11 protein-coding genes are annotated in these 14,253 nt (G+C 61.3%); 5 read left to right on the forward strand and 6 right to left on the reverse strand.

Annotation, left to right across the window (positions count from 1 at the left end):
• Nucleotides 1-70: 70 nt before the first annotated feature.
• A complete protein-coding gene (locus APU11_RS07320) occupies nucleotides 71-688 on the forward strand; it encodes a response regulator (protein ID WP_023620669.1) in 618 nt (205 codons plus the stop codon).
• 3 nt (nucleotides 689-691) lie between these two features.
• Here APU11_RS07320 and APU11_RS07325 read toward each other — a convergent pair whose 3' ends face one another.
• The 5 genes from APU11_RS07325 to APU11_RS07345 are packed head-to-tail and all read right to left on the reverse strand — an operon-like array spanning nucleotide 692 to nucleotide 7,903.
• Entirely contained in the window at nucleotides 692-6,274 is a 5,583-nt protein-coding gene (locus tag APU11_RS07325; RefSeq protein WP_058651141.1) for an ATP-binding sensor histidine kinase, read from the reverse strand.
• Between the two features lie 9 nt (nucleotides 6,275-6,283).
• Nucleotides 6,284-6,664, reverse strand: coding sequence for a response regulator (locus APU11_RS07330; RefSeq protein WP_013095414.1), 381 nt, complete (start codon nucleotides 6,662-6,664; stop codon nucleotides 6,284-6,286).
• Between the two features lie 22 nt (nucleotides 6,665-6,686).
• Nucleotides 6,687-6,947: a XapX domain-containing protein gene (locus APU11_RS07335; protein ID WP_013095413.1), complete on the reverse strand. Its 261-nt coding sequence runs from the start codon at nucleotides 6,945-6,947 to the stop codon at nucleotides 6,687-6,689.
• Nucleotides 6,944-7,156 carry a DUF1427 family protein gene (locus APU11_RS07340; RefSeq protein ID WP_013095412.1) on the reverse strand — a complete coding sequence of 71 codons (213 nt, stop codon included), beginning with the start codon at nucleotides 7,154-7,156 and terminating at the stop codon, nucleotides 6,944-6,946. The genes APU11_RS07335 and APU11_RS07340 overlap by 4 nt, the downstream gene beginning before the upstream one ends.
• 60 nt (nucleotides 7,157-7,216) lie before the next feature.
• Nucleotides 7,217-7,903: a hydrolase gene (locus APU11_RS07345; protein WP_013095411.1), complete on the reverse strand. Its 687-nt coding sequence runs from the start codon at nucleotides 7,901-7,903 to the stop codon at nucleotides 7,217-7,219.
• Nucleotides 7,904-8,120: 217 nt separating this feature from the next.
• On the opposite strand from APU11_RS07345, the gene APU11_RS07350 reads away from it, so the two are divergent.
• Genes APU11_RS07350 through APU11_RS07365 form a run of 4 tightly spaced genes read left to right on the forward strand, consistent with a single transcriptional unit; the run spans nucleotide 8,121 to nucleotide 12,867 of the window.
• Complete coding sequence (locus APU11_RS07350; RefSeq protein WP_038418608.1) at nucleotides 8,121-9,992, forward strand: amidohydrolase; 1,872 nt, start codon at nucleotides 8,121-8,123, stop codon at nucleotides 9,990-9,992.
• Nucleotides 9,992-10,399: a DoxX family protein gene (locus tag APU11_RS07355; RefSeq protein WP_058651142.1), complete on the forward strand. Its 408-nt coding sequence runs from the start codon at nucleotides 9,992-9,994 to the stop codon at nucleotides 10,397-10,399. Before APU11_RS07350 ends, APU11_RS07355 begins: the two co-directional genes overlap by 1 nt.
• Nucleotides 10,396-12,015, forward strand: coding sequence for an MFS transporter (locus tag APU11_RS07360; RefSeq protein ID WP_013095408.1), 1,620 nt, complete (start codon nucleotides 10,396-10,398; stop codon nucleotides 12,013-12,015). The genes APU11_RS07355 and APU11_RS07360 overlap by 4 nt, the downstream gene beginning before the upstream one ends.
• 30 nt (nucleotides 12,016-12,045) lie before the next feature.
• A complete protein-coding gene (locus APU11_RS07365) occupies nucleotides 12,046-12,867 on the forward strand; it encodes an alpha/beta hydrolase (protein WP_014830493.1) in 822 nt (273 codons plus the stop codon).
• On the opposite strand, the gene APU11_RS07370 is transcribed toward APU11_RS07365, so the two are convergent.
• The gene (locus tag APU11_RS07370; RefSeq protein WP_058651143.1) at nucleotides 12,830-14,251 is read right to left on the reverse strand and encodes an MFS transporter; all 1,422 of its coding nucleotides are present in this window, start codon (nucleotides 14,249-14,251) and stop codon (nucleotides 12,830-12,832) included. The two genes, APU11_RS07365 and APU11_RS07370, sit on opposite strands and share 38 nt — an antisense overlap.
• Nucleotides 14,252-14,253: the final 2 nt, after the last annotated feature.

Genomic DNA, 14,253 nt, shown 5'->3' on the forward strand with positions numbered 1-14,253 from the left:
TAAACAGTCTCTTACGTAACCGAAGGGACGGTTTGCATCCTCGACCTTTAAATCAGCACCGGGGCGGTGAATGGAACACATTGTGTATGTGGTTGATGACGATGACGCCGTCAGGCAGTCCGTGACCGGGCTACTGGAATCGGCAGACCTGAACGCTATCGGCTTTTCATCGGCAGAAGCATTTCTTCAGCACCGCTTCGAGGATCTGCCTTCGTGCGTGATCCTCGATATGCAAATGCCCACCATCTCCGGTTTTGAGGTGGCTGATGCCCTCAGGGACAGCGGGCGTGAGATCCCGATTATTTTCCTCACCGGCCACGGCACCATCCCGATGTCGGTTCGCGCCATCAAAGGCGGGGCCTATGAGTTTCTGACCAAACCGGTTGAATCCGCCGCGCTTATCGACGCCATTGAATCCGCGCTCCGGCTGGCGGAAAACAACGCCGTGCGTAACAAAGAGCACTACGCCCTGAAGCAGCGCCATATGTCTCTTACCCCGCGCGAACATGAAGTGCTCCAGCTGGCGATAAGCGGCCTGCTGAACAAGCAGATCGCCGCCGAGCTTGGGGTGAGCGAAATCACGGTGAAAGTCCATCGCCGCCGCGTGATGGAGAAGATGCAGGTGCGCTCCGTGGCAGAGCTGGTCAGGGTTGTGGAACGCCTGAGCAAAAGTCTGCCAACGGAATAGCCGTTACCCTTCCTGTGCCGCAAGCGGCAGCGCAAAAGCAAAGACGGTGCCGTGCGGCTCCCGGCGGCGCGCGCTCAGTTTCCCGCAGTGCCGCTCAATGATGCTGGCGCTGATGGTCAGCCCCATCCCCATGCCCTGCGCTTTGGTGGAATAGAACGAGTCAAAAATCTTCTCCAGCCGCTCAGGCTCTATGCCGCTGCCGGTATCGGCTATCTCCACCAGCACTCTCCCTTCTGCATTGCTGGTGCTGATGGTGATGGTGCAAGAGCGATCTTTCACCTCGGCCATCGCCTCTACCGCGTTCATCACCAGGTTGAGCAGCACCTGCTGGATCTGCACGCTGTCGCCGGTGATAAAGCTGTCCTGCGCCTGCAAAAGGTAATCGACGCTAATGTGTCGCTGCTCAAGCTCGCTGCGCGACAGCGCGATGATATGGTGGACCAGGTAGTGCAGATCGATGCGTGAGAAGGTCGGATCCTGCTTGCGCGTCAGGGACTGAATGCTGCGGATGATCTCCCCCGCCCGCGCCCCTTCAGCGGCGATCTCCTCCAGCCCTTCACGCACTTTATCCAGCCGGGCTGGCTCCCGGTTGAGCCAGCGCAGGCTCGCCCCGGCGTTGGAGACGATCGACATCAGCGGCTGGTTGATCTCATGAGCGATGGAAGAGGTCAATTGCCCGACGGTGGTCGCCCGGGAAACGCGCGCCAGATCCGCCTGCGCCACCCGCATCGCATCTTCCGCCGCCCGCTGGCTGGTAATGTCGGTGATGATGCCGTAATACTCGTTCACCTCGCTGCCCACGCCCACCGGATCGCCAATCCCGAGAATATAGCGGGTTGAGCCATCGGTACGGTTAATGCGGAACTCCGCCCGCATGGAGAGCCCTTCGCGTACGCTTTGGGTGACGATGGTACTGATCCGGGCGTAATCATCCTGATGCACAAAGGTCAAAAACTCCGCCATGGAGATCTTCTTTTGCTGTTCAGGCAGGCCGAGGATTCGGGCGTACTCCTCGGAGATAAACATCAGATCCTGCTCCAGCTCCCAGCGCCAGCTGCCGGTGTGGCTGATCTGCTCGCCCAGCATCAGCGAGGTCTGGCTGGATCGCAGCTCTTTCTCCACGCGACGACGCTGGATGTTTTCCGCCAGCAGCTCGGCATACAGGCGCGCCGTCTCCAGCGAGACCGCCGCCTGCGCCCCCAGCAGGCTCACCACGCGGGAGTGCTCGGCGGTAAAGACCTCCGGCATCAGGCGATTTTCCAGGTAGAGCACGCCCACCAGACGCGCCTGTTTGAACATCGGGACGCACATCACGGCCGCCCCCGAGGTCACGAGATAAGGATCCTGGCTGAAGGGGTGGAACTCTTCCGGCTTGCCGGTGCGGATCTCCTGTCCGGTGCGGATCACCGCCGCCAGCACCGACAGCGGCATATCGGTCGCCATCGGGACCTCTTTCAGGATCCGCACCCGCACGCCGTCAGTACTGGTCCACGCGCTGGCCTCGATCTCCGGGATATGGTTGTCGCTCACGCGCAGCAGCAGACCGCGCTGCGCCCCGGCCCGTTCAAGCAGCAGCGTCATCAGGTTTTCGATTAACCGCTCAAGGTTAATTTCTTCAGACAGCGCGCGTGACGCCTTGATCACGCTTTGCAGATCGCGAATCACTTCATTCTGCGCGAAAGCCACCGTGTCGTACGCGCTGGCCTGGGCGGAGCTCAGAAGATGCGGAAAATCCTGCTCAAGCTGGCGCACTTTTGCCTGTGCACCGGCGCGGCCCCAGGCGGCGATCGCCCCGCGGAAGTGGGCGTCCGAGGCGGTCGGATAGCCGCAGGCAAGGGCAAAGCGCCCTGCCAGCTCGTGGGCCAGCGCGTTCAGCGGATTAAAACCACCCTCCCGCGAGAGGCGCACCGCTTTCTCATACTGCTCAAGCGCAATGCTGTTCATCCCGTCCAGACGCACGATTTCGGCGTAAATCAGCGCCTCTTTGTCGGCAAACGTGCCCGGATTAATCCGTGCCCAGAGGGCGATTTTGTCGTAGTGGGCGTGAATGCTGCGACGGTGATTTGCCGAGAAGGTCTCCGGCGTCAGCTGTCTGGAAAGCGACAGGGCGCTGTAGAGATGGTAATCCAGCAGGTGAATGTGGCCGGGCGCAGACCATGCGAACCAGCCCGCCTGCTCCAGCTCCGCCTGCGCGGCGGCATACTCCCCGCAGGTAAAGTGCGCCATCCCACGGTACAGCCAGTACCAGAACAACATGGTCGAGGTCTGCTCCGGGGCCTGCTCAGGCGCCGCTGGCAGCATCGCTTCAGGGAGTACCTGCGCGGCGCTCCAGGTGCCGATGACCGGCGTACGCAGAAACTCAACGTAGCCGCGCTGGAGCATCAAAATCGTTTCGATGTCCTGGAAGTGGGTTTTACGGACAAAGGCCAGACCGCGATCGATGCTGGTCAGCACCCCGTCCAGATGATCGCCCCGCGAGAGGAAGTTGATCACCTGATGGCAGGCCGCAAAGCAGGCCACCGTCATATCACCGTGAGTGACGGCGGCGGTAAAGCAGGCTTTGGCGCACTCGATGGTGAATGACAGCGGCTGGGTCCAGACGCTGAGCTGATCGAGCGGCAGCAGGGTTTTGGCTTCAAAGGCATCGTAGCCGTGACGGTTTACCAGCTCGCGGGCCAGCGTGCCGTACTGGAAACCAAGGCGATACTCGGCGTAGCGTTGGCCAATCAATACGCCAAACCAGGCCATCGCCGTGGTGGAGGCGCCGGTGATACCGTGGTCGAGGGTCAGATGCATCATGCGACAAAGCAGCAAAAAGTGCAGGCGCGGACAGATAAAACTGGCGCAAATGCTGGCGCTATACAGCAGGTTCATCACCGCTTCGGTTTGCGGGTTGTCCATTTGCGAGAGCTGGACAAATTGCTGTTGCGGCGCGTCACCCACGCGGTTGCAGAAGTGTTTCCAGGCTTCGTCGCACTCGACGTCTTCCGGGTAGTGGCTGATCTGGATACCAAAAATCCCCAGCCAGCACAGCGCCGCCTCCAGCGCCAGACGGCTGTCGGACTGGCGAATGTAGACTTCCACCAGCAGGTTAGCCGCCAGCGCTTTTTCAGTCAGCCCGCCGGGGCAGCCGAGGATCGCGTCACACAGCTCGCGGGTTCGCTCCAGGTGGCCGAGCGCAAATTCACAGCCCGCCTCTTCGATGTCGAGCATAAAGTCAGACACCGCCCCGGCATTGCCCAGCGCTCTGGCGGTCTGAATGTAGCTCAGGGCCGAATGATAATCGCCGGTGCGCTTCGCCCGCCGTGCGGCCAGCAGGCTGAGCTCGCGGAACATCTGGCGCTGCGGCGCGGGCTGAATGCTGTCCAGCGCGGCCGTCACGTGGTGCACGGCGCGGAACAGCAGTTCGTTCCCCGCCGCCTGACGCGCGGCCTCGGCCAGCAGGCTGGCGGTGGTCAGGTGCAGGTGGCTCCTCTCACGCTGATCCAGCAGTGCGAAAGCAGCCTCCTGCACCCTGTCGTGGGTAAAGGCATACGCTTTTTCCGTCAGCACAATCAGCTGCGCCATCACCGCCGGGTGCAGCGCATAACGGATTTCCGCCACCGACATCCCGACCACGCGGCACAACATCTCCAGCTCGCCCGTGCCGCCAAGACAGGCAATGCTGCCCAGCAGACGACGCGTCTCGTCGGGCATCTCTTCGAGCTTTTCCAGCACCAGGGTGACGACATTTTCGGTGTAATGCCGGGCGCGGATCGCCTGCAGATCGTACTGCCATTTATCCTGATACTTGTTATGCACCACCAGCCCGTCATCAACAATGCGGCGGAAAAACTCATGCACGAACAGCGGGTTGCCGCCGGTTTTTTCGTGGATAAGCGTGGCGAGATCGGTTGTTGTGGCGCTGCGCACGCGAAACAGCGTGCCCAGCCAGCGTGCTACCGCCTTCACCGTCAGCGGCTGCGGGATAATCTCGATGGCGTGTTGCGCCGACGCCGGCAGGCTCGCGAGCTGCTGCTGTAACGCGGGATCGGATAACGAGGCGATGTCCCGGTGCGCCACCACCAGCAATAGCGGAATGGCACCGCAGGTCGCCAGCAGGTGCTTCAACGTTTGCAGGCTGGCGGCGTCGCTCCACTGCAGATCGTCAAGCAGCAAGACCAGCGGACAGCCCTGCGAGGCAAAGGTTTTAACCAGCACCAGCACCATATGGCTGAAGCGGGCCCGGGCATCAATGGAAAATGTATCTGCCGAGAAGCGAGGTTTACTCTCCAGCAGCAACCCCAGCTCGGGCACCAGGCTGACAGCCAGCTCTTCATATCCTTCCAGGGCGCGCGAGAGGCGGATTTTCCACTTCGCCACCTCTTCCGCAGGCAGCCCGAGCAGGTGCAGCGTCAGGGTGCGAAACGCCGAGCTTAATACGCCGTAGGGTAACGTCGGCGAAAACTGATCGACCTTGCCCACCGCCAGCAGCACCCTGCGCTGCTGCAACGTTTTTAGCGCCGTGGCGATGATCGAGGATTTACCGATCCCCGACGGCCCGCCGATTGTCACCAGCTCCGGCACAATGTTTTGCCCCACCCGCTCAAACGCGGCGATGACGTCGTTTGCCTGCGGATGCGCCGCAAACAGGGAGTCCGCCAGATGGATCGCCGGCGTCCGATCCTGCTGGCCGGGCGTAAAGGCGACGATCTCGCCTTCGGAGGTTAACGTCGCCTGACAGCGTCGAAGATCGGCAATCAGCCCGTCGACGGTCTGGTAGCGGTTATCGGGTTGCTTCTCCAGCAGCTTGAGGATGATGGTCGACAGCATGTCGGGCACATCCGGGCGCAACACGGCGGGAGAAAGCGGCTCAGAGGCAATGTGGTAATGCGCCCAGTTGGTCTGCTCGTTCTCGCCCAGCTCAAACGGCAGGCGTCCGGTCAGGAGCTCATAAAGCACAATGCCCAGGCTGTAGAGATCGCTGCGGCAATCGACGGCCCGCTGTGTGCGGGTGGTGTGCTCCGGGGACATATAGGCGGGCGTACCGCCAGAGACGGCCAGCCGGGTCTGGGAAAAGGCCCCGGAGATGCTACATGACAGGCCAAAGCTGCCCAGACGGCAGGTTGAATCGTGATGAACAAAGATATTGCCGGGCTTGATATCGCCGTGGATCAGGTTTTGCAGGTGCATCTGACGCAGCGGCGTGCAGATCTGGATCGCCAGCTCGATAAACCGGGCGATCCCCGAGATCGCCCTGCCCGCGCGTCGCGCCAGCAGCTCAAACGAAAACGGCGCATACACCAGTGCAAAACGCCCCCGGTACTGGGTGGAGGCCACGGCGCGAACGGCCCAGCTGTCCTGCAGGTGATCGCGCAACGCAAACTCATTTTTGAGCAGCCGGGTGGCCCGCTCTTCCTCTTCGTCGCTGACCGCGGTGGCAATGATAAAGGAGCCGCCAGAATGAGGATGTCGGGCGTTCATCCAGGAGATCCCGCCCTCCTGCGCCAGCACGGTAAAAATGACATCCTCTTTAAGGACAAAAACCCGCCCATCATGGAGATTTCCCTGGGCGGGCCAGAATGCAGGCAGCTCGTTTTCGTTCATCCGCGATCCTTATTGTCGGCGGGCCAGCTCCCGCTGAATATGATCCAGCAGAATATCGATGTTAATAGGCTTACGCAAAAATGCAGCGGCGCCCAAATCAAGAGCGTACCGCTGCATATTTTCATCAGCATGACCGGAGATAAAGAGTACGGGGGGAGGCGGGGCAGCCAGCAGCCGCAGCTTTTCAAACAGCTCCAGGCCGTTCATGCCCCGCAGCTTGATATCGGTGATCACCAGCGCCGCGCCGGACAGGGCGAACGGGTGGCTCAGAAACACCTCTGCCGAATCAAACGTGTCGGTCGCATACCCTTCCGACTCCAGGAGGTTACTCAGCCCGCTGCGGACAGAACGTTCGTCATCAATGATGGCAATGCGCCACGGCAGCGTCATGCTGTTATTCCTCAAAAAATCATTAAACGTCGCGGTTTTCCTTCACGGGCGCGGGAGGCGCCGTGCCGCTGATTTTCGGCACACACTCGTGACGAAACCAGGCCAGAGTCAGCGGTTCGCGATTCAGTATGCGACGTCCCACCGGGATCAGCTGTTCGCCCACCAGCATACCAAACAGGCCAAGCAGGGCGACAACCGGCGGTGCCGGAGAGTGGACGTTGAGCAGAGCGTAAATTACCCCAGCCAGCACGCCGCACACCAGCGAAATTATCCAGGCCTTCATGATGACTCTCCTGCCGGATGGTGAACCACTGCCGGAACGCTCACCACGCTGTCGCGGGCTAACAGATGGCGCGTCGCCTGCTCCCCGGCCAGCATCCCCAGCAGGCCAATCAGCGCCAGCGCGGGCGGCGCGGGGGAGCGTACCTTCAGCGCGGCATACATCAGGCCGATCAACACGCCTGCCGCAAGGGATATCAACCCTGTACTCATAGAGAACTCCAGAAAGCAGTCAGTGGCAGGCCGGATGAGGGACCAGCCTGCCGCCGGGACTTAGCGGGCCGGGACCGGCGCTAAGGTACGGTGCTCGCTCTTCTGGCGAGACGGCGCTTTGTGCACCATGGTGTAAGCGTAATCCACGCCCATGCCGTACGCGCCGGAGTGCTCGCGCACGATATCCATCACCGCGGTGTAGGTCTCTTTACGCGCCCAGTCGCGCTGCCACTCCAGCATCACCTGCTGCCAGGTCACCGGGATCACGCCCGCCTGGATCATGCGCTGCATGGCAAAGTCGTGGGCTTCTTTGGTGGTACCGCCGGACGCGTCCGCCACCATATAAATTTCGTAGTCGCCTTCCAGCATTGCGCACAGGGCAAAGCTGTTGTTGCACACTTCGGTCCACAGACCGGCAACCACCACCTTCTTCTTGCCGTTGGCTTTCAGCGCGTCGCGCACCTTCTGGTCATCCCAGGAGTTCATGGAGGTACGCTCCAGAATGTCCTGGCCCGGGAACACGTCCAGCAGCTCCGGGTAGGTGTTACCGGAGAAGCTTTCAGTCTCTACGGTGGTGATGATGGTCGGGATGTTGAACACTTTGGCCGCTTTCGCCAGCGCCACGGTGTTGTTTTTCAGCACCTGGCGGTCAATAGACTGCACGCCAAACGCCATCTGTGGCTGGTGGTCGATGAAAATAATCTGACAGTTCGCAGGGGTTAATACTTCGAGCTTTGAAGAGGTCATAGCATTTTCCAGTGGTTAAGGGTGAAATCGCCGTGAGTGCCACGCCGATAAAGTCGCCCCCATCCTGCGGCCTTCTGCGCCTGTGCGTAATTATCTCTTCGTATAGTTAACCTTAGGTATAGTTATACTTTGGTATACCTATCCTATTGTATAACTGGATCTTTGCCGAAACCGGTTCCCATAATCCTGACCATTCCCCTCTCAGTCAGGAGCAGTTATGGTTACCCTTGGAAAAGCCGATCTCATTCTGGTTAACGGCCAGTTTCACACCGTCGATCGCGAGAATCCTGTGGCGGAAGCCGTCGCCGTGCGCGACGGAAAATTTCTGGAAGTGGGTACCGTCGCCGAGGTGATGCAACACCACTGCGACGGCACTAAAGTGGTGGATTTAAAAGGCCACACCGCCATCCCCGGCCTGAACGACTCCCACCTGCACCTCATTCGTGGCGGGCTGAACTACAACCTCGAGCTGCGCTGGGAAGGCGTGCCGTCTCTGGCCGATGCCCTGCGGATGCTGAAAGAACAAGCCCTGCGCACGCCATCGCCACAGTGGGTGCGCGTGGTGGGCGGCTGGAGCGAGTTCCAGTTTGCCGAACGCCGCATGCCAACCCTGGATGAAATTAACGACGCCGCGCCGGATACCCCGGTCTTTATCCTGCACCTCTACGACCGCGCCCTGCTCAACCGCGCCGCGCTGAAGGTGGTTGGCTACACCAAAGACACGCCAAACCCGCCGGGCGGCGAGATCCAGCGCGACGCCAACGGCAACCCGACCGGGATGCTGATCGCCCGTCCGAACGCCATGATCCTCTACGCCACGCTGGCCAAAGGGCCGAAGCTGCCGCTGGAGCAGCAGGTTAACTCCACCCGCCAGTTTATGCGCGAGCTGAACCGTCTGGGGCTGACCAGCGCCATCGACGCGGGCGGCGGCTTCCAGAACTACCCGGAAGATTACGAGGTGATTGCCGAGCTGCACGAGAAGAAGCAGATGACCGTCCGCATCGCCTACAACCTCTTTACCCAGCGTCCGGGCCACGAGCTGGAAGACTTTGAGAAATGGACCGACATGCTCACGCCGGGCCAGGGCAGCGACTTCTTCCGCCATAACGGCGCGGGCGAGATGCTGGTCTTCTCCGCCGCCGATTTTGAAGATTTTCTCGAACCGCGTCCTGACCTCGCGCCGGGTATGGAGGATGAGCTGGAGCGCGTGGTGCGCCATCTGGTAGAGCACCGCTGGCCGTTCCGCCTGCACGCCACCTACAACGAGTCCATCAGCCGCATGCTGGACGTGTTCGAAAAAGTTAACCGCGATATTCCGTTTAACGGCCTGCACTGGTTCTTCGACCATGCAGAGACCGTCACCCAGGCCAACATCGACCGCATCAAAGCGCTCGGCGGCGGCATTGCCGTGCAGCACCGTATGGCCTTCCAGGGCGAATACTTTGCCGAGCGTTACGGCATTGAAGCCACCCGCCATACGCCACCGGTGGCAAAAATGCTGGAGACCGGCGTACCGGTGGGCTTAGGCACCGATGCCACCCGCGTGGCGAGCTACAACCCGTGGACCGCCCTCTACTGGCTGGTCTCTGGCCGCACCGTCGGCGGGATGCAGATGTACGATCACAGCGCCCGTCTGGATCGCGACACCGCCCTGATGCTCTGGACCCAGGGCAGCGCGTGGTTCTCCAGCGAACAGAACCAGAAGGGGCAGATTAAGGTCGGTCAGCTCGCCGATCTGGCGGTGCTGAGCAAAGACTACTTCCGCGTGCCGGAAGAGGAGATCAAGGGCATCGAATCCGTCCTGACGGTGGTCAACGGCGATATCGTCTACGCCGCAGGCAGCTTTGGCCCGCTGGCCCCGCCTGCCATTCCGGTCCTGCCTGAGTGGTCCCCGGTGGTGAAGGTGCCGGGCCACTACCGCAGCGCGCCGCCGCAGGCCACACGCGTGGGTATGAACGCCGTCCACCACTGCAGCGGCCCGTGCGGGGTGCACAGCCACCAGCATGATTTTGCCCGCACGTCAGAGATACCGGTGTCGGACGATAACGCATTCTGGGGGGCGCTGGGCTGCAGCTGCTTTGCATTCTGATGAAAAACACCTTTGCTCCGCCCCGGGTCGACCTGGGGCTGTTTTTCCTGCGTCTGACCGGCAGCCTGCTGTTGCTGTACGTACACGGCCTGCCGAAGGTGCTGCACTTCAGCGAAGAGCTGACGCGCATTGAAGATCCGTTCGGCTTCGGGCCCTGGGCGAGCCTGATCCCGGCGATTGTCGCCAAGGTGATCTGCCCGCTGTTTATCATTGCGGGTGTTTACACCCGCCTGGCGTGCCTGCCGATTATTGCCGTGCTGCTGGTGGCGATGCTGGCGGTACACCCGAACTGGTCGATTGCCGAAGGGCAGTTTGGCTGGCTGCTGCTGATTATCTTCACCACCCTTGCCCTGACCGGGCCGGGCCAGTGGCGGCTGCAGCGTAAGGTAACGGAGAAATTTGCATGACCCAGGTTAACGACGTTCGTGACGCCCACGTCGAGACGACGCCCGCACCGACGGTTTCGCCCTGGCAGCCGCTGAGCCAGCCGGTGTTCCGCATGCTGTGGATCGCCACGGTGGTCTCTAACGTCGGCTCATGGATGAGCGACGTCGGTATTAACTGGAGCATGCTGAGCCTGAGCGCCGATCCGCTGGATATCGCGCTGGTACAGGCGGCCAGCAGCCTGCCGATGTTCCTCTTCGCCCTGCCGTCCGGGGTGATGGCGGACATCGTCGACCGACGTAAATACCTGCTCTTCTCCCAGCTGTGGGTGTTCATCGCCGCCGCCGGGCTGGCGGTGCTCTCCTTCACCGGCCACGTCACGCCTGCGGTTCTGCTGGTGACGACGTTTCTGCTGAGCGTGGGGGCGGCGATGAGCTCGCCGCCGTTCCAGGCGGTGGTGCCTGACCTGGTGAGCAAGCCGGAGCTGGGTGCCGCCGTGGCGCTCAACTCGCTCGGGGTGAACATCAGCCGGGCGATTGGCCCTGCGCTGGGCGGTTTTCTGCTGTCACTGGCCGGGCCGTGGATGGTGTTTGCCCTGAACGCGCTCTCCGTGGTCGGCGTGGCGTGGGTGCTGTGGCGCTGGCGCCCCGCACCGACAGTGCAGCGTCTGCCGCCGGAGCACTTCTTCTCGGCGGTGCGCTCTGGCATCCGTTACGTACACGCCGCGCCGGTGCTGCGCAACGTGCTGGTGCGCACGGTGGCCTTCTTCGTTTTTGGCAGCGCGGGCTGGGCCCTGCTGCCGCTGGTGGCGCGCCGCGAGCTGGGCTTAGGCCCGGCGGGCTACGGCGTGATGCTGGCGTGTATTGGCCTGGGGGCGATTGCCGGGGCGATCCTGCTGCCGCGGCTGCGCCAGCGGCTGAACGCTGACCGCCTGATGGTGGCCGCCAGCCTGACGTTTGCCCTCACCATGCTGGCGCTGGCGTTCGTACGCCACTTCTGGCTGCTGAACCTGTTTGAGTTCTTCACCGGCTTCGCGTGGATTGCGGTGCTTTCCACCCTCAACCTCGGCGCGCAGCGCAGTGCGGCACGCTGGGTGAAAGCCCGCGCGCTGGCGGTTTATCTGACGGTGTTCTTCGGCTCGATGACCGCCGGCAGCGCCCTCTGGGGACAGATCGCTTCGCAGTTTGGCACCCCGACTTCGCTGGTGGTCGCCACGCTGGGAATGGTGCTGGCGAGCGCGACGGTGTTCCGCTGGAAGCTGGAGAAAGATCCTGATTTAAATCTCGACCTCAGCGGCCAGCCGCTGGACGGCGTGGAGATCGACCTGCCGAACGAGCGCGGCCCGGTGCTGGTGTCGCACGAGTACATCATCGACCCGCACAACGCGAAAGCGTTTTTGCAGGCAGTGCACGAGCTGCGCCGGGTGCGCCGCCGCGCCGGGGCGATGAGCTGGGCGGTGTACGAGGATATCGAACGCCCCGGACTGTTTATCGAGACCTTCCTGATGGGCTCCTGGATTGAGCATCTGCGCCAGCAGGAGCGCCACACCATGAATGACCTCCTGCTGCAGAGCCGCGTTCTGGCTTTTCATCAGGGCACAACATCACCGGCTATTCGCTACCTGGTCGCGCCGGTATAACCATAACCATCACCTGTACAGGAACACACTATGGCAACGTTTAAGGCAAAAGACGGCACGCAGATTTACTACAAAGACTGCGGCGCGGGTAAACCGGTTCTCTTCAGCCACGGCTGGCCGCTGGACGGCGACATGTGGGACAGCCAGCTGAACTATCTGGCCGAACGCGGCTTCCGCGCCATCGCCTTTGACCGTCGCGGCTTTGGCCGCTCGGATCAGCCGTGGAACGGCTACGACTACGACACCTTTGCGTCCGATATCAACGACCTGATTACCACCCTGGACCTGCAGGACGTGACGCTGGTGGGCTTCTCCATGGGCGGCGGCGATGTGACCCGCTACATCAATAACTACGGCAGCGCACGCGTGGCCGGTCTGGCGCTGCTGGGCGCGGTCACGCCGATCTTCGGTAAATCAGATACCTTCCCGCAGGGTGTGGATCAGAGCGTGTTCGACGGCATTCGCGACGGCCTGCGTAAAGATCGCGCCCAATTCATCAGCGACTTCGCCACCCCGTTCTACGGCATCAATGCCGGGCAGACCGTCTCTGCCGGTGCCCTGACCCAGACGCTGAACATCGCCCTGCTGGCGTCACTGAAGGGCACCATCGACTGCGTGACCGCGTTCGGCGAAACCGACTTCCGCCCGGATATGGCGAAAATCGACGTGCCGACGCTGGTGATCCACGGCAGCAACGACCAGATCGTGCCGTTTGAAAGCACCGGCAAGCTGGCGGCAGAGATGATCAAAAACGCCACGCTGAAGGTGTACGACAACGCGCCGCACGGCTTCGCGCTGACCCACCAGGACCAGCTCAACGAAGATCTGCTGGCGTTTGTGAAGTCACTGTAATTTTCTGTAGGCCGGGTAAGGCGCAGCCGCCACCCGGCGCTTTCGCAGACGCGTTCCGCTCCGCCAGCAGCCGACAAATCTCCGCATGCTTCTCCTCGGTAAAGGTAAAGCGCGACATAAAGCCCATGCGGATCAACGAGCCAATCGCCGGTAACAAACAAATCCCGAAGAACAGCCCCGACAGCACGCCTTCGCTCTGAAGTTGCGCCTGCGGCACGTAACCGATCATCGTCAGAAACACGCCGATGAGCCCGCCGCCCACCGCCACCGACATCTTGCCGGTAAAGGTCTGCCCGGAGAAGGTGATCGCCGCGCAGCGCTTGTGGGTGTGGTACTCCGCGTACTCAATGGTGTCGGCAATCATCGACGAGGTGAGGATGTTGGTCATCATCACGAACAGCGTGCTCAGGCCGAGCAGAATAAACAGCATCGTCACCTGCTGATAGCCGATGAACCACATCACCACGCGCACCGCCACGTCCAGCCCGCAGAGGATCATAAACAACTTCCGCTTCTGCATCCGGCGCGTCAGCATTGGGGCGACCAGGCACAGCACCGCCGCCACAATCCCCATCACGCCAATCGCCATCTGCAGGCTGCCGTCGCCCAGATTATTGATAAAGAAGTAGATATACAGCCCGCCCGCCACGTTGTGAAACACGCAGAAAAAGAACGACAGCAGGACAATAAACAGCGGCTTGTTCTGGCGTAGGTTGTGGAAGGTGTCGCGGATGGTCACCTTTTCCGGGCTCGGCGGCACGCGCTCTTTGATCTGCATAAAGCCGTTGAGCATCAGCGGCAGGCCCACCAGCATCATCACCAGCGCCGCCATAAAGTAGCCTTTATCATTGCTGTACTGGGCGAAGAACGCCGCCAGCTTCGGGAAGAAGATGTTGGCGCAGGCAATCCCCGCGTTCACCCCGAGCATCGCCGCCGTCACCGCGCGGGTGCGCTGGGCGGAGTCGTTGGTCATCACCGACGACATCGACCAGAACGGGATATCGGAGATGGCATACAGCGTCCCCCACAGGATATACGTCACCCCGGCGTAGAGGATTTTGGTGGTCATGTCTGCTTCGATTTTATAGAACGACAGCAGCGTGACGCCGGTGATCAGCAAAGGCGCAATCAGCAAAAAGTGGCGAAACTTGCCGAACCGGCTGTTAATGGTGTCCATAATGCTGGCAAACAGCGGATCGTGAACCGCGTCCCACGCGCGGGCAATCAGGAAGATGGTACTCGCCGCCAGCGCCGAGATCCCCAGCACGTCGGTGTAAAAATAGTTAATAAACGAACCTACTAAACCAAAGCTAAAACACTGACCTAAACCATAGCCAAAATAAGACCACAACTCGCGAGACGGTATTTTCATTGTCATTGCCATTG

The sequence above is a fragment of the Enterobacter sp. 50793107 genome, from assembly GCF_001463365.1.
Lineage (GTDB): Bacteria > Pseudomonadota > Gammaproteobacteria > Enterobacterales > Enterobacteriaceae > Enterobacter > Enterobacter cloacae.